The sequence below is a fragment of the Streptomyces sp. NPDC103540 genome (assembly GCF_055584445.1).
Genome location: NZ_JBVJMA010000010.1, coordinates 42,595 through 62,578 on the forward strand (window position 1 = coordinate 42,595; position 19,984 = coordinate 62,578).

At 73.1% G+C, this 19,984-nt stretch carries 22 protein-coding genes; 16 read left to right on the plus strand and 6 right to left on the minus strand.

All coding sequences use genetic code 11. From position 1 onward, the window contains the following. The first annotated feature begins 170 nt into the window (after positions 1-170). From ACZ6ZI_RS23975 to ygfZ, 6 genes are all read left to right on the plus strand, one after another. Complete coding sequence (locus tag ACZ6ZI_RS23975) at positions 171-902, plus strand: hypothetical protein (protein WP_363055563.1); 732 nt, start codon at positions 171-173, stop codon at positions 900-902. Next, entirely contained in the window at positions 899-1,771 is an 873-nt protein-coding gene (locus tag ACZ6ZI_RS23980) for a hypothetical protein (RefSeq protein WP_469524070.1), read from the plus strand. Before ACZ6ZI_RS23975 ends, ACZ6ZI_RS23980 begins: the two co-directional genes overlap by 4 nt. Next, positions 1,768-2,667, plus strand: coding sequence for a hypothetical protein (locus ACZ6ZI_RS23985; protein WP_469524071.1), 900 nt, complete (start codon positions 1,768-1,770; stop codon positions 2,665-2,667). The genes ACZ6ZI_RS23980 and ACZ6ZI_RS23985 overlap by 4 nt, the downstream gene beginning before the upstream one ends. Positions 2,668-2,950: 283 nt before the next feature. Next, positions 2,951-3,523, plus strand: coding sequence for a heme-binding beta-barrel domain-containing protein (locus tag ACZ6ZI_RS23990; RefSeq protein ID WP_249767065.1), 573 nt, complete (start codon positions 2,951-2,953; stop codon positions 3,521-3,523). Positions 3,524-3,593: 70 nt separating this feature from the next. After that, positions 3,594-4,064 (plus strand): Fur family transcriptional regulator, encoded by a 471-nt coding sequence (locus ACZ6ZI_RS23995; RefSeq protein ID WP_469524072.1) that lies wholly within the window; start codon positions 3,594-3,596, stop codon positions 4,062-4,064. Between the two features lie 67 nt (positions 4,065-4,131). Then, positions 4,132-5,100: a CAF17-like 4Fe-4S cluster assembly/insertion protein YgfZ gene (ygfZ, locus tag ACZ6ZI_RS24000; protein WP_363055559.1), complete on the plus strand. Its 969-nt coding sequence runs from the start codon at positions 4,132-4,134 to the stop codon at positions 5,098-5,100. A gap of 100 nt (positions 5,101-5,200) precedes the next feature. Here ygfZ and dtd read toward each other — a convergent pair whose 3' ends face one another. Beyond that, the gene (gene dtd, locus ACZ6ZI_RS24005; protein WP_042801357.1) at positions 5,201-5,626 is read right to left on the minus strand and encodes a D-aminoacyl-tRNA deacylase; all 426 of its coding nucleotides are present in this window, start codon (positions 5,624-5,626) and stop codon (positions 5,201-5,203) included. A 132-nt stretch (positions 5,627-5,758) separates the two neighbouring features. Between dtd and ACZ6ZI_RS24010 the strand changes: the two genes are divergently transcribed. From ACZ6ZI_RS24010 to ACZ6ZI_RS24040, 7 genes are all read left to right on the plus strand, one after another. Next, positions 5,759-6,409, plus strand: a complete 651-nt coding sequence (locus ACZ6ZI_RS24010; RefSeq protein WP_469524076.1) for an RsiG family protein — start codon at positions 5,759-5,761, stop codon at positions 6,407-6,409. A 107-nt stretch (positions 6,410-6,516) separates the two neighbouring features. Then, positions 6,517-7,764 carry a GNAT family N-acetyltransferase gene (locus tag ACZ6ZI_RS24015; protein WP_469524077.1) on the plus strand — a complete coding sequence of 416 codons (1,248 nt, stop codon included), beginning with the start codon at positions 6,517-6,519 and terminating at the stop codon, positions 7,762-7,764. 87 nt (positions 7,765-7,851) lie between these two features. Continuing rightward, positions 7,852-8,625 (plus strand): putative protein N(5)-glutamine methyltransferase, encoded by a 774-nt coding sequence (locus ACZ6ZI_RS24020; protein ID WP_469524078.1) that lies wholly within the window; start codon positions 7,852-7,854, stop codon positions 8,623-8,625. Between the two features lie 131 nt (positions 8,626-8,756). Beyond that, the gene (locus ACZ6ZI_RS24025; protein WP_469524450.1) at positions 8,757-9,644 is read left to right on the plus strand and encodes a sigma-70 family RNA polymerase sigma factor; all 888 of its coding nucleotides are present in this window, start codon (positions 8,757-8,759) and stop codon (positions 9,642-9,644) included. 104 nt (positions 9,645-9,748) lie between these two features. Continuing rightward, complete coding sequence (locus ACZ6ZI_RS24030) at positions 9,749-10,225, plus strand: helix-turn-helix domain-containing protein (protein ID WP_469524080.1); 477 nt, start codon at positions 9,749-9,751, stop codon at positions 10,223-10,225. 40 nt (positions 10,226-10,265) lie between these two features. After that, entirely contained in the window at positions 10,266-10,859 is a 594-nt protein-coding gene (locus ACZ6ZI_RS24035; RefSeq protein ID WP_469524081.1) for a hypothetical protein, read from the plus strand. Between the two features lie 116 nt (positions 10,860-10,975). After that, positions 10,976-11,314, plus strand: coding sequence for a DUF2516 family protein (locus tag ACZ6ZI_RS24040; protein WP_469524082.1), 339 nt, complete (start codon positions 10,976-10,978; stop codon positions 11,312-11,314). 98 nt (positions 11,315-11,412) lie between these two features. Here ACZ6ZI_RS24040 and ACZ6ZI_RS24045 read toward each other — a convergent pair whose 3' ends face one another. The 3 genes from ACZ6ZI_RS24045 to ACZ6ZI_RS24055 form a co-directional block, all read right to left on the minus strand. Beyond that, on the minus strand, positions 11,413-12,723 hold the full coding sequence (locus tag ACZ6ZI_RS24045) for a PP2C family protein-serine/threonine phosphatase (protein WP_469524084.1): 1,311 nt from the start codon (positions 12,721-12,723) through the stop codon (positions 11,413-11,415). A gap of 326 nt (positions 12,724-13,049) precedes the next feature. Continuing rightward, the gene (locus ACZ6ZI_RS24050) at positions 13,050-14,168 is read right to left on the minus strand and encodes a C40 family peptidase (RefSeq protein WP_469524086.1); all 1,119 of its coding nucleotides are present in this window, start codon (positions 14,166-14,168) and stop codon (positions 13,050-13,052) included. Between the two features lie 211 nt (positions 14,169-14,379). Next, positions 14,380-15,189 (minus strand): class I SAM-dependent methyltransferase, encoded by an 810-nt coding sequence (locus ACZ6ZI_RS24055; protein ID WP_469524088.1) that lies wholly within the window; start codon positions 15,187-15,189, stop codon positions 14,380-14,382. A 229-nt stretch (positions 15,190-15,418) separates the two neighbouring features. Here ACZ6ZI_RS24055 and mshA point away from each other — a divergent pair, with 229 nt between their 5' ends. Further along, a complete protein-coding gene (gene mshA, locus ACZ6ZI_RS24060; protein WP_469524090.1) occupies positions 15,419-16,801 on the plus strand; it encodes a D-inositol-3-phosphate glycosyltransferase in 1,383 nt (460 codons plus the stop codon). Then, complete coding sequence (locus ACZ6ZI_RS24065) at positions 16,794-17,279, plus strand: type III secretion system chaperone family protein (RefSeq protein ID WP_469524092.1); 486 nt, start codon at positions 16,794-16,796, stop codon at positions 17,277-17,279. The genes mshA and ACZ6ZI_RS24065 overlap by 8 nt, the downstream gene beginning before the upstream one ends. Positions 17,280-17,298: 19 nt before the next feature. Here ACZ6ZI_RS24065 and ACZ6ZI_RS24070 read toward each other — a convergent pair whose 3' ends face one another. Then, a complete protein-coding gene (locus ACZ6ZI_RS24070) occupies positions 17,299-18,582 on the minus strand; it encodes an MDR family MFS transporter (protein ID WP_469524094.1) in 1,284 nt (427 codons plus the stop codon). Between the two features lie 152 nt (positions 18,583-18,734). Here ACZ6ZI_RS24070 and ACZ6ZI_RS24075 point away from each other — a divergent pair, with 152 nt between their 5' ends. Beyond that, positions 18,735-19,493, plus strand: coding sequence for a phosphoglyceromutase (locus ACZ6ZI_RS24075; RefSeq protein WP_469524096.1), 759 nt, complete (start codon positions 18,735-18,737; stop codon positions 19,491-19,493). 83 nt (positions 19,494-19,576) lie between these two features. On the opposite strand, the gene ACZ6ZI_RS24080 is transcribed toward ACZ6ZI_RS24075, so the two are convergent. Beyond that, complete coding sequence (locus ACZ6ZI_RS24080) at positions 19,577-19,753, minus strand: hypothetical protein (RefSeq protein ID WP_469524098.1); 177 nt, start codon at positions 19,751-19,753, stop codon at positions 19,577-19,579. Positions 19,754-19,984 lie beyond the last annotated feature (231 nt).

Below are 19,984 nucleotides of genomic sequence, written 5' to 3' on the forward strand. Positions count from 1 at the left end.
GCGGGTGAACGGAACCCGACGCGCAGGCCTGTGGGGGACCTCCTTTGGAACAAGAACAGACCGTTCCCGAGCCGTCGAATGCGGCCGAGAAGGGTTCGGAATCGGACACTCCGGAATTTCCGCCGGTGAATCCCGGCGCGGTGAATCCCGATGCGGTGGATCCCGACACGGTGAATTCCGCGCCGCCGCGCCGCAAGGGGCGTACGACGCTCCTCATCGCCGGCGCCCTCGTGCTCGGCGTCCTCGCCGGCACGGTGACCGGCTACGCCGTCCAGTACCACCGCGAGCCCACTCCGCTGCCGCCGCTGGCGCAGCAGGGGCTCGTCACGCCGAAGGCGCTCGCACCGGACGACGCCACGACGAACAAGTCGATCAACGCCAACCGTCACCACAAGACGGACGACGACCTCGCCGAACTCCTGCTTCCGGTGCCGGACGGAGCGAAGGCCGAGGGCCGGGGTTACGACTCCCTCGACGACTTCGCCGCGGACTTCTTCGAGGAGCCGCAGTTCGCCCTGCCCGAGCTGGCCGAGAGCGGGATCCGGCGGGTCGCCTCCGCGGTGTGGACGGAGAACGACCGGGTCGTCGTCCAGGTCCGGCTGCTCCAGTTCAACGACCGCTCCGGCGCGGAGGACTTCCAGCTCGGGCACTCGCAGTACATGCCCGAGAAGAAGTACGCCGGCAACCCCGGCGTGGCCATCCCCGGCCTGCCCTCGGACCTGGGCCACGTGTGGGTGGACTCCGAGGTGCACGAGAAGCCCGGCTACTACCCCGTGCGCGGGGCCCGGGCCATCGCCCGCCGCGGCGACATCGTCATGGACATCGGCTACTACGACGGACGCGGCAAGATCACGCAGAGCGATGTCGTCGACCTGGCCAAGCGACAGCTGGAGCGACTGTGACCGAGCCCCGCGAAGACCTCCCGCAGTCCCCGGACGCGGCGCCCGCCGCGGCGACGGCGCCCGCCCCGGCGCCCGTCGCGGCTCCGGCCCCGGCATCGGCTCCGGCATCGGCTCCCGAGGCGGCCCCGGCGCCGGCCGGCGCGGGGCGGCGCAGGGCACCGGCCCTCATCGCGGCCGGCGTGGCCGTCGCCGTCCTCGCGGGCGGCGGCGCCGCGGCCGTCGGCGCGCTCGAAGGCGCCGACCGGACCGCGACCACCCGCTACTGGAGCGCCCGCGACGACGAGGCCCCGACGCCCGAACCGCCCGCGCCCGTCCCCGCCAACGCCCTCTCGGGCAAGCTCCTCCCGGTCCCCGACGCCTACGCCCTCGGCCCGGACCTCGCCGGCGACGGCAACAACTTCTTCGTCTCCGGCGAGAGCGCCGTCCAGGGCTTCAAGGACGCCCGCAAGGGGCTGTCCGGCGCCGAACGCAAGAAGCGCGACGAGGCGCTGGCCGAGCTGAAGCTCAAGGGGCTCGCCGGGCGCAGCTACACGCGCGGCGGCGGTCGGATGGTCACGGAGGTCCGCATCATGCAGGCGGACCCGCAGGCCCTGGGCAAGTTCTCCGAGATCACCAAGAAGGTCATCGGGATCATCGGGGAGGGGCGCGACGCTCCCAAGGTGGACGGCTTCCCCGACGCCAAGTGCTCCATCATCGCCCTGGGCGAGGAGAAGAAGGAGTCGATCGAGTCGATCGACTGCGTGGCCGTCGAGGGTGACGTGATGGTCGACTTCCGTGCCTACGGGCCCAAGCCGATGTCCACCCAGGACGCCATGCAGTTCCTCAAGAACCAGCTGACCCACCTGAAGTCCCCCGGGGAGTCCGTGTGACCGAGCAGAACACCACCCCGGCCGGCCCCGGGACCGTCCCGCAGCCGCCCGCCGCGCCGGTCGGGGCGCCGGTTCCGCCCGTCCCCCAGCCGCCCGCCGCGCCGCCCGTCCCGCAGCCGCCCGTCCCGGCCGCGCCCAGGGACCGGCGGGCCCTGTTCGCCTTCCTGCGCTGGACGGCGGCGGTGCTCGTCTTCGGCGCGGTCGGCACGGGAGTCGCGTACGGCCTCGTACAGCCCGAGCGCACCGACCTGCCCGGCCTGGCCACGCGGGACGACGGCCGCTGGACGTACCCGACGCTCGTCAAGCCCACCCTGCCGCCCGGCGCCGCGCAGCCCTTCGCCAAGGACAACCCGGAGGGCGTCCACTACGCCGGACTCCTCCAGCTCCTGCTGCCCGCGCCCGAGGGCTCCACGCCGGACGCCGGGCTCAAGCTGGAGAAGGACCAGAAGGTGTCCGTCGACACCTTCCTGGAGGAGTACGAGTCCACCGTCCGCGCGAAGATGCGGCAGGGGTTCACCGACGAGGGCCTGCGCGAGATCGTCGCCCGCGGCTGGACCATGCCCGACGGCACCCGCACCCGCGTCTACCTGCTGCGTTTCCACTCCTCCGGCTTCGTGGACACCTTCGAGGGCTGCGGCATCAACATGAACCTCGACGGGGTCAACCGGATCGAGGGCGACAGCGCCTGGAGCAAGGCCAAGAACGCCCAGGAGGCACCGGACCTGGCCGACGTCTCCCTCTTCACCGAGGCCGCGCCCGTCGGGGACGAGCAGCTGGTCGCGGGCTGCGTCAAGGGCGGCGACGTCCAGGCGGTGGTCTTCCAGAGCCGCAAGGGCGAGGTGGCCCCCGTCCCCTTCCACCAGACGGTGATCCTCCAGGACCAGCTCCTGCACTGAGCCGACGGGTCCCGTTGCCGGCCGATGGGCGGTACGGGCTACCTCACACAGTGCTCCGGTCCCCGGGCCAGTAGGCTTGGGGACCGGCCCGTACACCGCACCGAATCCTCCGAGGAGCACCCCGTGCTTGAGGCAGTCTTCACCTCCCTGCTGGTCCTGGTCTGCGTCGGCGTCATGGCCTTCACGGTCCTGGCCGTCAAGAAGCTGTACCAGGGTCAGCGCTGAGCAAGCGGCCGACCGCCCGCCCCGGAACCCCTCCCACAGATCGCCTGAGCAGCCAACCATGATCCAGATCCCGTCCGACCTGAACCCGGGCCTCGTCCCCCTCGCCTTCCTCCTCGGTACGTGGGAGGGAGCGGGCGTCTTCGACTTCCCCGGCGAGGAGAAGTGCAACTTCGGCCAGGAAGTCGTCTTCAGCCACGACGGCCGGGACTTCCTGGAGTACACCTCCCACTCCTGGGTGCTCGACGCCGAGGGCAACAAGGTGCGCCCGCTGGAGTCCGAGTCGGGCTACTGGCGCATCGACAAGGACCGCAAGGTCGAGATCGTCATGGTGCGCGACCAGGGCGTCGTCGAGGTCTGGTACGGCGAGCTCGCCGACAAGAAGCCGCAGATCGACCTGGTCACCGACGCCGTCGCCCGGACGGCCGCCTCCGGCCCGTACAGCGGTGGCAAGCGCCTCTACGGCTACGTCAAGAGCGACCTGATGTGGGTCGGCGAGAAGGCCACCCCCGAGGTCGAGCTGCGTCCGTACATGTCGGCCCAGCTGAAGAAGGTCGTCACCCCGGAGGAGATCGCCGACATGGCGCGCAACCTCCCGGAGCTCCCGGAAGACGGCATCGCCTTCTTCCGCTGAGCCGACCCGCTCCGCGACGAGGGGACCACGGGCACGCCCGGGGTCCCCTTCCCGCGCTTACACTGGCCGGGTGGTGACCACCGACTGGAAGAGCGACCTGCGGCAGCGCGGATACCGGCTGACACCGCAGCGGCAGCTGGTGCTGGAAGCCGTCGACGCGCTGGAGCACGCCACTCCCGACGAGATCCTCGTCGAGGTGCGCAAGACCGCCTCCGGGGTGAACATCTCCACCGTCTACCGGACCCTGGAGCTGCTGGAGGAACTCGGGCTCGTCTCGCACGCCCACCTCGGGCACGGGGCCCCCACCTACCACCTCGCCGACCGGCACCACCACATCCACCTGGTGTGCCGCGACTGCACCGGGGTGATCGAGGCGGACCTGGACATCGCGGCCGAGTTCACGGCGAAGCTCCGCGACACCTTCGCCTTCGACACCGACATGAAGCACTTCGCGATCTTCGGCCTGTGCGCCGAGTGCGCCGCCGGCCGCCGCGCCGCCGCCCCCACCCCCGAGGCGAACCCCGGCCCGGCCGCGCCCTGAGCCCCGCTCCGGCGGTCGTCCACGACGGCCCCCGTCATGATCCGGGCGGGGTCGTACGCTTGGTGGCATGACCAGCAGCCCCTTGCTCCATCTTCCCGGCGCCGTAGCGGCCGAAGGCCGTGACGAGGGCGTCGCCGCCCACTACGGAGAGCTCTACGGCGAACAGCGCGCCCTCGCCGCCGGCCGCGGCTTCGTCGACCTCTCGCACCGGGGCGTCGTCGCCGTCAGCGGACCCGACCGGTTGAGCTGGCTGCACCTGCTGCTCACCCAACACGTCACCGACCTCCCGGCCGGACAGGCCACCGAGGCGCTGATCCTCTCGGCGAACGGGCACATCGAACACGCCCTCTACCTCGTCGACGACGGCGAGACGGTGTGGGCGCACGTGGAGCCCGGCACCCAGGACGAGCTGATCGCCTACCTGGAGGCGATGAAGTTCTTCTACCGCGTCGAAGTCGCCGACCGGACCGCCGACTTCGCCGTCGTGCACCTCCCGGCCGGGTCCATCGCCGAGCTCGACAAGGAGCTCGTCGTCCGCGAGACCCCCTGGGGCCGCGACGTCCTCCTGCCCCGCGCGGACCTGGAGGCCTTCGCCGCCGCCCACGGTCCCGCCGCCGGACTCCTCGCCCACGAGGCCCTGCGCGTCGAGGCGCACCGGCCGCGCCTGGGCCTGGAGACCGACCACCGTACGATCCCGCACGAGATCGGCCTGATCGGCACCGCCGTCCACCTCCAGAAGGGCTGCTACCGCGGTCAGGAGACGGTGGCCCGCGTCCACAACCTGGGGAAGCCCCCGCGCCGGCTCGTCTTCCTGCACCTGGACGGCTCCGAGGTGCTGCTCCCGGCGCACGGCGCGCCCGTACGCCTCGCCGCCGACGGCGAGGAGGGGCGGCAGCTGGGCTTCGTCACCACCGCCGTGCGCCACCACGAGCTCGGCCCGATCGCGCTCGCGCTCGTCAAGCGGAACGTTCCCGTGGACGCCCCGCTGCTGGTCGGGACGACGGCCGCCGCGCAGGAGGTCGTCGTGGCGCCGTAGGACGGCCGGGGGGTGCGTACGGGACGGCCTTGCGCCCCGTACGCACCCCCTCCGCGCCTTCTACGCGCCTTCTACGCTCCTTCTACGCGCCCCGGGCGTCTCAGACGTCGATGACGATGGTGAACGGGCCGTGGTTGGTCAGCGAGACCCGCATGTCCGCGCCGAACCGGCCCGTCGCCACCGTCGCGCCCAGCGCCCGCAGTTGCGCCACGACCTCGTCGACCAGCGGCTCCGCCACCGGTCCGGGCGCGGCGGCGTTCCAGGTGGGGCGGCGGCCCTTGCGGGCGTCCCCGTAGAGCGTGAACTGCGAGATCACCAGCAGCGGCGCGTCGACGTCGCTACAGGACTTCTCCGCCTCCAGGATCCGCACGGACCACAGCTTGCGCGCCAGCACCGCCGCCTTCTCCGGGGTGTCGTCGTGGGTCACCCCCACCAGCACGCACAGTCCCTCGCCGACGATCTCGCCGACCGTCTCGCCGGCCACCACGACGCTCGCGCCGTCCACCCTCTGCACCACTGCTCGCATACCACCTGTGTACCAGGCGTGCACCCGTCCGGGGCCGATCGGGTGGAGTGGGACTGCGTCGGCACCACGGAGAGTGGCACGATGCACGCAGGCGGTGCCCCCAGCACCGGTCGAGGGGACGGACACGCAACGATGAACACTTCTGGTACCTCCGCACCTGCACCCGCTTCACCCGCCGCTCCCGCGCCGTCCGACGCGCCCGCGGACCCGCCGGGCGTCACCGGGCGCCCGCCCGCGCAGCGCTCGGGCCACGAGCCGGGGCCGACCACCCCGGCCGCCCCCGGCGGGGGCGACGCGCCCCCGACCCCGGCCCCGGCCACCGCGCTCGGACTGCCGGAGCTGCGGGCGATGCGCCGCGACGCGCAGCGCGACGAGGCCGACCTGAGCTACGTGCGCAGGCTCCTCCAGGGCCGCATCGACATCCTGCGCGCCGAGCTGGCCCGCCGTACGGACCCCGAGGCGCCCGTGGTGGACCGGCTGTCGGAGATCCTCGCCGACGCCCCGTCGCGGCGCAGCGCCTCCGCCCGGCACGTCACGCTCGGCACCCCGCACAACGAGGAGTTCCGGCTGCTGGCGGCGGAGATGCTCTCGGACGTGGAACTGTCCGACCTGGACGCCCGTACGGACGCCGAACTGCACGACGCGATGGGCCGGCTGGTCCGCTACGAGCAGCAGGTCTCGCGGCGCCGCCAGCAGCTCCAGCGGATGGCGGACGACTCCAGCGCGGAGATCACCCGCCGCTACCGGGAGGGCGAGGCGCAGGTGGACGACCTGCTGGCGTAGCGGGCGGACGGACGGGCCGGCGGGCGAGCGGGCCGGCGGACGGGCGGGCCGGCGGGCCGGCGGAAATTCGGGAGACCCGGGCGGAACGGACGGTTAGCGTGCGCCCCATGAGTGCTGACGTCCGGCCGATCGCCGCATCCGAACTCCCCGCGTGGTTGACCACCGTCAACACCGGATTCCTGACCCCCGGCGAGGCCACCGCGTCCGACGTCGCCGCGCGCTCGAAGTACGGGGACCTGGCCCGCACCCTGGGCGGATTCGACACCGAGACCGGCCGCTGCGTGGCGACCTTCCGCTCCTTCGCGCAGGAGCTGACCGTCCCCGGCGGGGCCGCCGTGGCGTCCAGCGCGATCACGAACGTCACCGTCCTGCCCACCCACCGCCGCCAGGGCCTGCTGAGCCGGATGATGGCCGACGAACTCGCCGCCGCCCACGCGCGCGGCGACGTCGTGTCCACCCTCATCGCCGCCGAGTACCCGATCTACGGCCGCTACGGATTCGGGCCCGCCGCCTCGCACCACGAGTGGGAGGTCGACGTCCCGCGCACCGGACTCGACCGCCACCGCGCCCTCCTCGGCCCGGGGGAGGGCCGCGTCGACCTGGTCGACGTCACCGAGGTGCGCCGGGTGGGTCCCGCGCTGCACGAGCGGCTGCGGGCGGCCGTGCACGGGGTCGTGAACCGCGACGCCCGCTGGTGGTCCCTGCGGACGGGGCTGGAGGAGGTCTCGCACCGCCCGTACCGGACGCAGATGCACGCCGTCTACCGCAACCCGGCCGGTGAGGTGGAGGGCCTGGTCGGCTACGTGGCCGACGACCACTGGACGGACGCGAAGCTCCCGCAGAACACCCTCCAGGTCAACGACCTGATCGCGGTCACCCCGGCCGCCGAGCGGGCGCTGTGGCGGTTCCTGTGCTCCATCGACTGGGTGCTGAAGGTCCGCACCGGTCGTCGGGCGCCCGACGACCTGCTGCCGAGCCTGCTGCCCGACGCGCGGACCGCCCGGCTGGTGACCGCCGCCGACTTCCTGTGGGTGCGGGTGCTGGACGTCGTACGGGCCCTCCAGGCCCGGACGTACGCCGTGCCCGGGGTGCTGGTGCTGGAGGTCGAGGACCCCGCCGGCCCGGCCGGGGGCCGCTACCGGCTGGACGCGGGCGCCGGCACGTGCGCCCGTACGGAGGACCCGGTCGACCTGCGGCTGGGGGCGAGGGAACTGGGGTCCCTGTACCTGGGCGGGGAGTCCGCGGTCCGGTTGGGCGCGCTGGGCCGGGTGACGCAGGTGCGGCCCGGGGCGCTCGCGCTCGCGGAGTCGGTGTTCCGCACGGCCCGCAGCCCGTGGTGCCCGGACGTCTTCTGAGCGGGCGGCGGGTGGGGTCGGCCGGCGGGGCCGGTTGAGTACGTTGGGTCGGTCGGGCACGCGAGGGAATCGGGAACACGGAGTCACATGACAACGCTGGTGGAACGGCTGCGCGCCGCGGGTTGCGTCTTCGCCGAGGAGGAGGCCGACCTGTTGGTCGAGGCCGCCGCCGACGAGGGCCGACTGGAGGGCATGGTCGCCCGGCGGGTGGCCGGCGAACCGCTGGAACACGTCGTCGGCTGGGCGGAGTTCGCGGGGCTGCGCGTGGAGGTCGGGGCGGGTGCGTTCGTACCGCGCCGGCGCACCGAGTTCCTCGTGGAACGGGCCGTCGAGCTGGCCGTGCCCGGCACGGTCGTCCTGGACCTGTGCTGCGGCGTCGGCGCCCTCGGCGCGGCCGTGGCGGCGGGGGTGCCCGGCGGGGTCGAACTGCACGTGGCCGACATCGACCCGGGCGCGCTGGCCTACGCGCGGCGCAACGTGGCCCCGTACGGGGGATCGGTGTGGGAGGGCGACCTGTACGCGGCGCTCCCGACGGACCTGCGGGGCCGGATCGGGGTGCTCGTGGTCAACGCCCCGTACGTGCCGACCGAGGAGATCGGGCTCATGCCGCCCGAGGCCCGCGACCACGAGCCGCTGGTCTCCCTGGACGGGGGCGCCGACGGCCTCGACGTGCACCGGCGGATCGCGGCCCGGGCCGCGGCCTGGCTGGCGCCGGGCGGGTACCTGCTGATCGAGACCAGCGCCCGGCAGGCGCCGGTGACGGCCTCCGCGCTGACGGCCGGCGGCCTGGAGGTGCGGGCGGTGACGTCGGAGGAGCTGTACGCCACCGTCGTGATCGGACGGGCACCGCTGAGCGCGTAAGAGGAGCCCTAGCCAAGGGGGTTGACGGGGCGTCGGACAATCGTGAGGCGGTCGGACGCCGGCCGTCGACAGGGGGAGGGGCCGAAGTGGGGCACGTGGAGGAGCCGGGGGGCCGGACCGCGCCGTCCGGGATGACGGCGGAGCGCTTCGAGGAACACCGGGGGCGACTGCGCGCGGTGGCCTACCGGATGCTCGGGTCGCTCGCCGAGGCCGAGGACGCCGTCCAGGAGGCGTGGCTGCGGCTCGACCGCACCGGCGCCGAGGGGATCGAGAACCTCGGCGGGTGGCTGACGACGGTCACCGCCCGGGTGTGCCTGAACCTGCTGCGCTCGCGCGAGCAGCGGCGCGAGGAGTCCGACGAGCACCTGGAGGCCCGTGTCCCGGAGCCCCTCATCGGCTCGGTGCGGGGGATCGACCCCGAGCAGGAGGTGCTCCTCGCGGACTCGGTCGGGCTGGCGCTGATGGTGGTGATGGAGTCGCTGGCGCCGGCGGAGCGGTTGGCCTTCGTCCTGCACGACATGTTCGCCGTGCCGTTCGACGACATCGCCCCGCTCGTGGAGAAGACCCCGGCGGCCACCCGGCAGCTCGCCAGTCGCGCGCGCCGGCGGGTGGCCGGGCAGGCGCCGGCCCCGGACGCGGACCTCGCGCGGCAGCGGGAGGCGGTGGACGCGTTCTTCGCCGCCGCCCGCGACGGGCACTTCGAGGCGCTGCTCTCCGTCCTCGACCCGGACGTGGTGCTGCGCTCCGACGCGGGTGTCGGCAGTCCGCTCTCGGTGGTGCTCACGGGCGCCCGTACGGTCGGGGGCCAGGCGGTCGCGTACGGCTCGCTGGCGCCGTACGTCCGCCCGGCGCTGATCAACGGCGCCGCGGGGGTGGTCGTGGTCCGCAAGGGGCGCGCGGTGTCGGTGATGGCGTTCACCGTCGTGGACGGGAAGATCGTCGCCATCGATGTCCTGGGCGATCCGTCGCGGCTCGCGGAGCTGGACCTGACGGTGCTGGGGGAGGGGTCGGCGGGCTGACGGGCGCGGCTCGGGGGACGGCGGGCGGGACGGCGACGGCGGCGGGCGGGAGCTTTTGCAAGCAACTGCTTGCAAAAGTTAGCGGGCTCGGGCAGGATCGGGGCATGGCATCGCTCAACGTCGGAAACCTCGGCGAGTACCTCCGTGAGCAGCGTCGACAGGCCCAGCTCTCGCTGCGGCAGCTGGCCGACGCGGCGGGGGTGTCGAATCCGTACCTGAGCCAGATCGAGCGCGGGCTGCGCAAGCCGAGCGCGGACATCCTCCAGCAGCTGGCCAAGGCGCTGCGGATCTCCGCGGAGACGCTGTACGTGCAGGCCGGGATCCTCGACGAGCGCGACCGCGACGAGGTGGAGACGCGGGCCGTGATCCTGTCGGACCCGTCGATCAACGAGCGGCAGAAGCAGGTGCTGCTCCAGATCTACGACGCGTTCCGCAAGGAGAACGAGGCCGAATCCGCCGGGTCCGGCGCGGCCGCCGAGCCCGACGGAGCCGTCGGCCACGGCGGAAACGTCGGCCACGGCGGGAACGTCGGCCACGACGGCGGCGTCGGCACCGACGACCCGGGCCCCGCGACACCGTGATGCCCCCTACGAACCGACTGTGATCCGGGAGGACCAGCACATGGCCATCGCCGATGACCTGAAGAAGACCCTCACCGACCCCACCCCGCTCTACTTCGCCGCCGGCACCGCCGACCTCGCCGTACAGCAGGCCAAGAAGGTGCCCGGGCTCATCGAGCAGCTGCGCGCCGAGGCCCCCGCGCGCATCGAGGCCGTGAAGAACACCGACCCGAAGGTCGTGCAGGAGAAGGCCAAGGAGGCGCAGGAGGCGGTCACCGCCAAGGTCGCCGAGGTCTTCGGGGCGATCGACCCGAAGAAGCTGGGCGAGACCGCCCAGGACCTGGCGCTGCGCGGCGTCGGCGTGGCCGCCGAGTACGCCGTCCGGGCCAAGGAGACCTACGACAAGGTCGCCGAGCACGGCGAGCAGGCCGTCCGCACCTGGCGCGGCGAGGTCGCCGACGAGATCGTGGACATCGCGGAGGTCGTCGAGCCCGAGCCCGCGAAGGCGCAGGAGGCCCCGGCCGAGGCCGCCGCCGACTCCGAGGCGGACGCCGCGACCGAGGAGAAGCCGGCCGCGAAGAAGCCCGCCGCGCGCAAGAGCGCGGCGAAGAAGGCGGCCGCCGAGCCGGCCGCGGAGGCCGGCGCGGAGGCCTGATTGACGGCCGAACGAGCCGGGCACCCGTATGGTGTCCGGTTCGTTGTCGTTTCGGAGAGCGGCTCCGGCGGTAGCGTGGAGTCAGGCGTGGCGGATGCGAGAAGGCGGTCGAGACGATGCTCATGCAGGGGTTCAACAACGGTGTGCTCCCGTTGCTCGGCTACGCGATGCTGGTGCTCGCCGTCGTGGCCTTCGTGATGGCGGCGATGGCGCGCGAGGACGCCTTCCGGGCGGCCGACAAGCAGACCAAGACCTTCTGGATGGTCATCCTGGGCATCACGGTCGTCGTCGACTTCTTCCTCGGGATGTTGTTCCTGCAGATCGCGGGCCTGGTCGCCACGATCGTGTTCCTCGTGGACGTGCGTCCCGCGCTCAAGCAGGTCTCGGGCGGAGGCCGCCGCAAGGGCGGCAGCAGCAGTGACGGGCCCTACGGCCCCTACAACGGCGGTCGCTGAGGGCGGTCGCCGGCGGCGCTCGCGCCGGGGCGTCGGCGCCGGGGCGTCGTGTCGGGGCCGTCGTGTCGGGGGTGTTCGCGCCGGGGGCGTTCGCGCGCTCAGCCCGCCGCGCGGGAGAGCAGGACGACCGCGACGTCGTCGGTGAGTTCGCCGCCGTTGAGGCGGCGGGCCTCGGTGACGGATGCCTCCAGCAGGCCCTCGCCGCTCAGGCCCGCGTTCAGGTGGCGGTTGATCATCTCGATCATGCCGTCCTGCCCGAGGCGCTCGCGGCCCTCGCCGATCCGCCCCTCGATGAGGCCGTCGGTGTAGAGCATGAGGCTCCAGGTGCCGCCCAGCTCGACCTGGCGGCGGGGCCAGCGGGCCCGGGGCAGCAGTCCGAGCGCCGGGCCGCTGTTCTCGTAGGGGAGCAGGCGTGCGGGGCGGCCCGGCCGGGATATGAGCGGGGCCGGGTGGCCGGCCAGGCACAGGCCGGCGCGACGGCCGTCCGGGGCGATGTCGACGGTGCACAGCGTCGCGAAGATCTCCTCGCAGGGACGTTCCACCTCCAGGACCTGCTGGAGGGTCGCCAGGAGTTCGTCGCCGCACAGCCCGGCCAGGGTCAGGGCCCGCCAGGCGATGCGCAGCTCGACGCCGAGGGCGGCCTCGTCGGGGCCGTGGCCGCAGACGTCGCCGATCATGGCGTGGACGGTGCCGTCGGGGGTGCGGACGGCGTCGTAGAAGTCCCCGCCGAGCAGGGCCCGGCTGCGGCCGGGGCGGTAGCGGGCGGCGAAACGGAGGTCGGAGCCCTCCAGGAGGGGCGTCGGGAGCAGGCCGCGTTCGAGGCGGGCGTTCTCCTGGGCGCGCAGTTTCGATTCTGCGAGCTTGTACTGGGCGATGTCCGCCCGTTTTCTCTCCACGGCGTAGCGGATGGCGCGGCTCAGGAGCCGGCCGTCGAGCTCGTCGCGGAAGAGGAAGTCCTGGGCGCCGACGCGTACGGCCTCGGCGGCGCGTTCGGCGTCGGCCTCGGCGGTGAGGACGAGCACGGCGTGGCGCGGGGCGATGCGCAGCACCTCGCGCAGGGTGGTCAGCCCGTCGTCGCCGTCGTCACCGCCGCCGTTGGCGTGGCCGTTGGCGTGGCCGTTCGCGTTGCCTCCGCCGGACGGGGACAGGTCGAGCAGCACGCAGTGCACGTCGGGGGTGAGCAGGCGGGCGGCCTCGGTGAGGTTGCGGGCGCTGCGGAGCCGGATGCGGTGGTGGCCGTCGGCGTCGAGGATCTCGGGGACGGTCAGTCGGCCGGCGGGGTCCTCACCGATCACCAGGAGGGTCAGCGAGGCGGGGCCGGTCGCGGTCGGCACGAGGGTGACGGAGGGAGCCGCCGGACCGCTCTCCGCGGCCGGGGTGTCCCTCTGCCGCGGTACGGGTACGGGCATCGTTTCCGGTTCCTTCCCTCCCCCCGAGGGTGCGCTCATGCGCCGACCCTAGCGGCCGGTTCCGGCGAGGGGAACGGGGGCCGGGCGGCCCGCCTCCGTCATATGCCCTTATCGCGGGGGAAACCCGTACCGAGGGGATGACGAACGTCACCACCCCACCCCCGCCCGTCCCGCCCACCGAGACCCCGCACCCGCGCAGGGAACCCGCGCCCCCGGGCCTTGGCCCCGGCCCGCGCCGCGGGTCCGTGCGGGGGCTCCCCGCAGGGGCTCCGCTCCGGGGGCGCGGCGCCGGGGCACGGGTCCCTCCCCGCGGCTCCCCGCAGGGGCTACGCGTCGGGGCGGACGACCGCCTTGATCGGCATCGAGCCCGCGCCCGCCATCGTCACGTTGCGGCCCGGTCGCGGGGCGTGGACCATCGCGCCGTCCCCGACGTACATGCCGACGTGCGTGGCGTCGTCGAAGTAGATGATCAGGTCGCCGGGGCGCATGTCCTTCACCGCGACCTTCGGCAGCAGCCGCAGCTGCTCCTGCGAGGTGCGCGGGATGCCGCGCCCCGCCTTCAGCCACGCCTGCGAGGTCAGCCCCGAGCAGTCGAAGGAGTCCGGACCGGCCGCGCCCCACACGTACGGCTTCCCTATCTGCGCCGTGGCGAACTGCACCGCCCGCAGCCCCGCGTCCGTCGCCGCGCCGTTGACGCCCTTCATCGCGCCCGTCGACAGCCAGGCCGTCTGCGCCTTGTACTGGGCTTCCTGCTCCAGCTGGATCAGCCGGGCCTTCTCCTCGGCCTCCAGCTTGTTCTCCAGCGCCTCGGCCGCCTTGATCTTCTCCTCGATCTCCTTCTTGGCGGCCTCCTGCCTGACCCGGTTCTCCTCCATCTTCTGCCAGACGGCGCTCGCGTCCTTGGCGTACCGCTCCAAGTCCGTCTGGGTCCGGTTCAGTTCGGACAGCAGGTCCGTGGTGGCCTTCTCGCCCTGCCGCAGCCGGCCCGCGCCGTCGAGGAAGTCGGCCGGACTGTCGCTCAGCGCCAGCCGCGCGCCCGGCGGCAGCCCGTTCGAGCGGTACTGGGCGCGGGCGGCGGCGCCCGCGCGGTTCTTCAGGGTGGCGATCCGGTCCTGGCCCGCCACCACCAGCTTGGCGATCTCGACGATCCGCTCCGTCTGCGCCTTGGTCTCGCTCTCCGCGAGGTTGTACGCGTCCGTCGCCGCGCCGGCCTGACGCAGGAGGCCCTCTATCTCCTTGCGCACCTCGTCCAGGGACTTCGCGCCCGGGTCCGGCGCCGGCGCGCCCGGTGCGGCGGGTGCCGAGGGGGAGGGGGCGGGGGGCGTCGGAGCCGCGTACGCGCCGCCCACGGCCAGGCCGGGGGCCGTCAGTATCGCCATCGCGCACAGCAGCGTCAGAGCGGACGCACCCCGTCGTCGTGACGAAGCTCGCTTCGCGGTCCCCATGGCTCCCCCAGGCGCCCCGGGTCAGAACCGACGTCACCCGACATCAGATCTGACTATTCATCAGTAACTTTGCATTGCCTTCGGGATGGTGCCACGACTCGGTGAATTCCGACACCCTGCGGATGCCCCTCCGATCATGAACTCCCCGGCCCCGCCCACCCCAGACGACTCAACGGGCCGGCCCCGACACCCGTTCCCCACCGCGCGAGATTCACCCCGCCGGGCGCAACGCCTCCCAGCGCACCGTCAGTTCCCCCTGCCGCCACCGCCCCGGACCGTCCGCCAGCGGCCAGTCCCCGGCCAGCGCCCGCGCCGTCCGGATCCACCGCTGCCGCGCCCCGTAGGAGGCGTACGGCGCCGCCGCCGACCAGGCCCGGTCGAAGTCCCGCAGGAACGCGTGCACCGGCTCGCCCGGCACGTTCCGGTGGATCAGCGCCTTCGGCAGCCGCTCCGCCAGGTCCGAGGGCCGCTCCAACGACCCCAACCGCGTCGCGAACGTCACCGTGCGCGGCCCCTCCGGCCCCAGCGCCACCCACACGTGTCGCCGCCCGATCTCGTCACAGGTCCCCTCCACCAGCAACCCGTCCGGAGCCAGTCGTCCGCACAGCAGCCCCCACACCCGGGCCACCTGCTCCTCGTCGTACTGGCGCAACACGTTCGCCGCCCGGATCAGCGCCGGCCGCTGCCCGCCGTCCAGCGGCACCTCGAAGCCGCCGTGCCGGAAGGTCAGCCCCTCCCGCTCGTACGGCTTCGCCCCCGACACCCGCGCCGGCTCGATCTCGATGCCCACCACCCGCACCCCGGGCGCCGCCGACCGCAGCCGCCCCAGCAGCTCGACCGCCGTCCAGGGAGCGGCCCCGTAGCCCAGGTCCACCGCCACCGGCGCGTCCGCGCGCCGCAGCGCCGCCCCGTGCGCCGCCGCGATCCAGCGGTCCATGCGGCGCAGCCGGTTCGGGTTCGTGGTCCCCCGCGTCACGGTGCCGACAGGGCGCCTCGGCGGCGGGGTGCTGCGGGAAGCCATGGGGGGAGCGTAAGCGGAACGCCCGCGCGAGATAAAAAGCCGGCAAACCGACGAGGAATTTCCACACCCCGGAATGCGCGGCACGCCCATCCGGGTTGCACTGCTTGCAGGGCGCACCGACCGCGCTCCCGCAGCCATGCCGTCACCCGCGGCCCGATCGTCCGCCCCGACCGTCGTCCGCCCCGCCCCTGCGCCGAGCGCAATCGTCCGAGCGAGAGGAACCGCCCCCTTGAGCCAGTACGTGTCCCGTCTCGGCGGCAGCATCAGCGGCCGCATCGCCGCCGCGCGCGCCACCCGGCACGACCCGCCCCGCCTGCGCCTGCCCGCCGTGGGCCACCACCGCAAGCCCCGCCGGGTCGCCATGCTCAGCGTGCACACCTCACCCCTGCACCAGCCCGGCACCGGCGACGCCGGCGGCATGAACGTGTACATCGTCGAGCTGGCCAAGCGCCTCGCCGCGATCAACATCGAGGTGGAGATCTTCACCCGGGCCACCACCGGCGGCCTGCCCCCCGCCGTCGAGCTCGCGCCCGGGGTCCTCGTACGGCACGTGGACGCCGGCCCCTACGAGGGCCTCGCCAAGGAGGAGCTCCCGGCACAGCTGTGCGCCTTCACCCACGGCGTGATGCAGGCCTGGGCCGGCCACCGCCCCGGCTACTACGACCTCGTGCACTCCCACTACTGGCTCTCCGGCCACGTCGGCTGGCTCGCCGCCGAACGCTGGGGCGTCCCCCTCGTCCATGCCATGCACACCATGGCCAAGGTCAAGAACGCCTCCCTTGCCGAGGGCGACACCCCCGAGCCGGCCGCCCGCGTCATCGGCGAGACCCAGATCGTCGCCGCCGCCGACCGCCTCATCGCCAACACCGCCGAGGAGGCCGACGAACTCGTACGCCACTACGAGGCCGACCCCGGCAAGGTCGCCGTCGTCCACCCCGGCGTGAACCTCGACCGCTTCACCGTCGGCGACGGCCGCGCCGCCGCCCGCACCCGCCTCGGCCTGCCCCAGGACGCCGTGATCCCGCTGTTCGCGGGCCGCATCCAGCCCCTCAAGGCCCCCGACATCCTGCTGCGGGCCGTCGCCGAGCTCGTCGACCGCGACCCCTCGCTGCGCCGCCGCCTCTTCGTCCCCGTCGTCGGCGGCCCCAGCGGCAGCGGCCTCGCCAAGCCCGAGGGGCTCCAGAAGCTCGCCGCGAAGCTCGGCATCACCGACCTCGTGCACTTCCACCCGCCGGTGCGCCAGGACGCCCTCGCCGACTGGTTCCGGGCCGCGTCCGTCCTGGTGATGCCCTCCTACAACGAGTCCTTCGGGCTCGTCGCGATCGAGGCCCAGGCCACCGGCACCCCGGTGCTCGCCGCCGCCGTCGGCGGGCTGCCCGTCGCCGTCGACGACGGGGTGACCGGCATCCTCGTACCCGGACACGACCCCGTCGACTACGCCCGCGAACTGCGCCGCTTCGTCGACGAGCCCGGCCTCACCGACCGCATGGGCGGGCAGGCCGCCCGACACGCCCGCTTCTTCGGCTGGGACACCGCCGCGAGCGGCACCGCGGACGTCTACACCGCCGCCATGCACGACCACCGCCGTCGCGTACGCTCCCACCATGGCTGACACCGCCGCGATCATCGAGACCGTCCTGACCGGCGCCGACCTGAGCTGGGAGAGCCCCGGGCCGGGCACTTACGTCGTCCAGCTCCCCGGCACCCGCAAGCTGAGCACCACCTGCTCCCTGCGCGTCGGCCGGCACTCCCTCTCGGTGAACGCCTTCGTCATCCGCCACCCCGACGAGAACGAGGCCGGCGTCCACCGCTGGCTGCTGGAACGCAACCTCAAGCTGTACGGGATGGCCTACGCCGTCGACCCGCTCGGCGACGTCTACCTGACGGCCCGCCTCCCCCTGTCCGTCGTCACCCCCGACGACCTCGACCGGCTCCTCGGCACCGTCCTGGAGGCCGCGGACGGGGCCTTCAACACCCTGCTGGAGCTGGGCTTCGCGAGCGCGATCCGGCGCGAGTACGAGTGGCGCGTCTCGCGCGGCGAGTCCACCCGCAACCTGGACGCCTTCAAGCACCTGACCCGCCCGGCGTGACGGCCGCGGGCCCACCCCGCTACGCCACCTCGGCCCGAGCCGGCTCCGCCCCCGTCGGCACGTCCTTCGCGACCTCCTTGGCGACCTCCTTGGCCTCGGCCGGGATGCCGCGCATCAGCAGCCAGTACCCCGCCGCCGCCACCGTCCCCAGCACGCCGGTGGCCCCCCACAGCCACTGCGCGCCCAGCCGGTCGATGACGAACCCCGCCATCAACGGGGCCACCAGCGCCGCCACCGACCACGACATCGTGTACATGCCCTGGTAGCGCCCCCGGCCGTGCGCCGGCGACAGCCGCACCACGAGCCCCATCTGGATCGGCGAGTTCACGATCTCCGCCAGCGTCCACACGCACACCGTCAGCGCGTACGCCCACAGCGGCCCCGCGAACGCCGTCATCGCGAACCCGTACCCGGCCAGCAGCGCCGAGGCCACCAGCAGCCGGCGCGGGTCGCGGTGCTCGATGAACCGGGTCACCGGGATCTGGAGCAGCACGATCAGCAGGCCGTTCACGGCCACGACGAGCCCGTAGTCACCCGGCGAGAACCCGGCCGCGCCCATCGCCACCGGCAGCCCCACCGAACCCTGCGTGAAGATCAGCGAGATCAGGAACGACAGGCCGACGACCCCCATGAACCGGCCGTCGCGCAGCACGGTCCCGAGCCCGATCTCCGGCTCGTCCGCCTCCCGCGCCGAGGACGTCCCCTTCTCCGGACGGGACTCCGGCAACTTCAGGAACACCAGCACCGCGCACACGAGCGTCAGCGCCGCCTCGCCGAGGAACCCGGCCAGGTAGCTGTACTCGGCCACGAACCCCGCCAGCGTCGCGCTGATCGCGAAGCCGAGGTTGATGGCCCAGTAGTTCAGCGCGAAGGCCCGTACGCGGTCCTCCGGCCGGACGATGTCGGCCATCATCGCGGAGACCGCGGGCCGCGAGGCGTTCGAGGCCATGCCGACCAGCAGGGCGACCGCCGCGATCGCCGCCGGGTGCTCCATGAAGCCCAGCAGCGCCACCGACGCGGCCGTGCCCACGTTCGCCGCCAGCATCGTCGGCCGCCGCCCCAACCGGTCCGTCATCACACCGGCCACCAGCGAGGACACCACGCCACCGAGCCCGTGCAGCGCCACCACGAGTCCCGCGAAGGAGGCCGAATAGCCCCGGTCGAGCGTCAGGTACAAGGTCATGAATGTCGCGACGAAGGCCCCGAGCCGGTTGACGAGGGTGCTCGCCCACAACCACCAGAACGCCCGCGGCAGACCCGACACGCTCTCCCGGGCGGCCCGTCTGAGACTGGCAACGGACATAAGGGATCCCCCCGGCGGTGTAAGTGTCTCTACGGCTCCCCGCACGTTACGAGCAGACCCCTGCCGCCGCCACTCAATTGACGCCGGACGTCAATCGGAGACCCCCGCGCACCGCGCGCGAGCGCCTCGGCCCGTCCATTAGGCTCGTACGCATGGCCGACGCACCGTACAAGCTCATCCTCCTCCGTCACGGCGAGAGCGAGTGGAACGCGAAGAACCTGTTCACCGGCTGGGTGGACGTCAATCTCAACGAGAAGGGCGAGAAGGAGGCTGTCCGCGGTGGCGAACTCCTGAAGGACGCCGACCTCCTCCCCGACGTGGTCCACACGTCGCTCCAGAAGCGCGCGATCCGCACCTCCCAGCTCGCGCTGGAGGCCGCCGACCGCCACTGGATCCCCGTCCACCGTTCCTGGCGCCTGAACGAGCGCCACTACGGCGCCCTCCAGGGCAAGGACAAGGCGCAGACCCTCGCCGAGTTCGGCGAGGAGCAGTTCATGCTGTGGCGCCGCTCCTACGACACCCCGCCGCCGGCGCTCGAGGACGGCACCGAGTTCTCCCAGTCCGAGGACCCGCGCTACGCCTCGATCCCGCCGGAGCTGCGCCCGCGGACCGAGTGCCTGAAGGACGTCGTCGTCCGCATGCTCCCGTACTGGTACGACGCGATCGTCCCGGACCTCCTCGCGGGCCGCACGGTCCTCGTGGCCGCGCACGGCAACAGCCTCCGCGCCCTGGTCAAGCACCTGGACGGCATCTCCGACGCCGACATCGCGGGCCTCAACATCCCGACCGGCATCCCCCTCGCCTACGAGCTGGACGCCTCCTTCAAGCCCCTCAACCCGGGCGGCACCTACCTCGACCCGACGGCCGCCGCGGCCGCCATCGAGGCCGTCAAGAACCAGGGCAAGAAGTAACCCCGAAGCACCAAACAGCCCCCTACCTGCCGTTTTCCGGCGGGTAGGGGGCTTCTCGTTGCCCTGGGGCCGTCTCTGGGCCGTCAGGCGTGACGCCGGCGCCGGGCCGTGATGCGAAGCGCCACCAGCAGCGCCGCCGGGAGCGTCACCTCCAGGGGTGCCCCCGTCCACACCGCGAGCGCTCCGCCGGCCGCTCCGATGATCAGAAACGGGGCTTCGCGGATCGTGATGTCGATGGTCAGCCCTCGCCGTGGCACCATGGGAGTCCTCCGTGGGTGTCTTGTGAACTGGTAACAGAGTTTTATGGCCATGCATGGAGATGAAGCCGCCCCTGGCCGGGCGGCTTCTTTTATTTACAGCGAGGACTGTAGTGGGTTCCCTCTCGGCGCTACAAACCTGCTGGCTGGGCGGGGTTGAAGGGTTATCCGGCCTGCTTCGGTGGACAGGTTTGACGGCTGGTTGGGATGTGACATTTATGGCGTACGCCATAA

Coding starts and splice junctions, on each gene's coding strand:
- ACZ6ZI_RS23990 (WP_249767065.1), top strand. CDS start 2,951: ATGATCCAGATCCCGTCCGACCTGAACCCGGGCCTCGTCCCCCTCGCC.
- ygfZ (WP_363055559.1), top strand. CDS start 4,132: ATGACCAGCAGCCCCTTGCTCCATCTTCCCGGCGCCGTAGCGGCCGAA.
- dtd (WP_042801357.1), bottom strand. CDS start 5,626: ATGCGAGCAGTGGTGCAGAGGGTGGACGGCGCGAGCGTCGTGGTGGCC.
- ACZ6ZI_RS24010 (WP_469524076.1), top strand. CDS start 5,759: ATGAACACTTCTGGTACCTCCGCACCTGCACCCGCTTCACCCGCCGCT.
- ACZ6ZI_RS24015 (WP_469524077.1), top strand. CDS start 6,517: ATGAGTGCTGACGTCCGGCCGATCGCCGCATCCGAACTCCCCGCGTGG.
- ACZ6ZI_RS24020 (WP_469524078.1), top strand. CDS start 7,852: ATGACAACGCTGGTGGAACGGCTGCGCGCCGCGGGTTGCGTCTTCGCC.
- ACZ6ZI_RS24025 (WP_469524450.1), top strand. CDS start 8,757: ATGACGGCGGAGCGCTTCGAGGAACACCGGGGGCGACTGCGCGCGGTG.
- ACZ6ZI_RS24030 (WP_469524080.1), top strand. CDS start 9,749: ATGGCATCGCTCAACGTCGGAAACCTCGGCGAGTACCTCCGTGAGCAG.
- ACZ6ZI_RS24035 (WP_469524081.1), top strand. CDS start 10,266: ATGGCCATCGCCGATGACCTGAAGAAGACCCTCACCGACCCCACCCCG.
- ACZ6ZI_RS24040 (WP_469524082.1), top strand. CDS start 10,976: ATGCTCATGCAGGGGTTCAACAACGGTGTGCTCCCGTTGCTCGGCTAC.
- ACZ6ZI_RS24045 (WP_469524084.1), bottom strand. CDS start 12,723: ATGCCCGTACCCGTACCGCGGCAGAGGGACACCCCGGCCGCGGAGAGC.
- ACZ6ZI_RS24050 (WP_469524086.1), bottom strand. CDS start 14,168: ATGGGGACCGCGAAGCGAGCTTCGTCACGACGACGGGGTGCGTCCGCT.
- ACZ6ZI_RS24055 (WP_469524088.1), bottom strand. CDS start 15,189: ATGGCTTCCCGCAGCACCCCGCCGCCGAGGCGCCCTGTCGGCACCGTG.
- ACZ6ZI_RS24065 (WP_469524092.1), top strand. CDS start 16,794: ATGGCTGACACCGCCGCGATCATCGAGACCGTCCTGACCGGCGCCGAC.
- ACZ6ZI_RS24070 (WP_469524094.1), bottom strand. CDS start 18,582: ATGTCCGTTGCCAGTCTCAGACGGGCCGCCCGGGAGAGCGTGTCGGGT.
- ACZ6ZI_RS24075 (WP_469524096.1), top strand. CDS start 18,735: ATGGCCGACGCACCGTACAAGCTCATCCTCCTCCGTCACGGCGAGAGC.
- ACZ6ZI_RS24080 (WP_469524098.1), bottom strand. CDS start 19,753: ATGGTGCCACGGCGAGGGCTGACCATCGACATCACGATCCGCGAAGCC.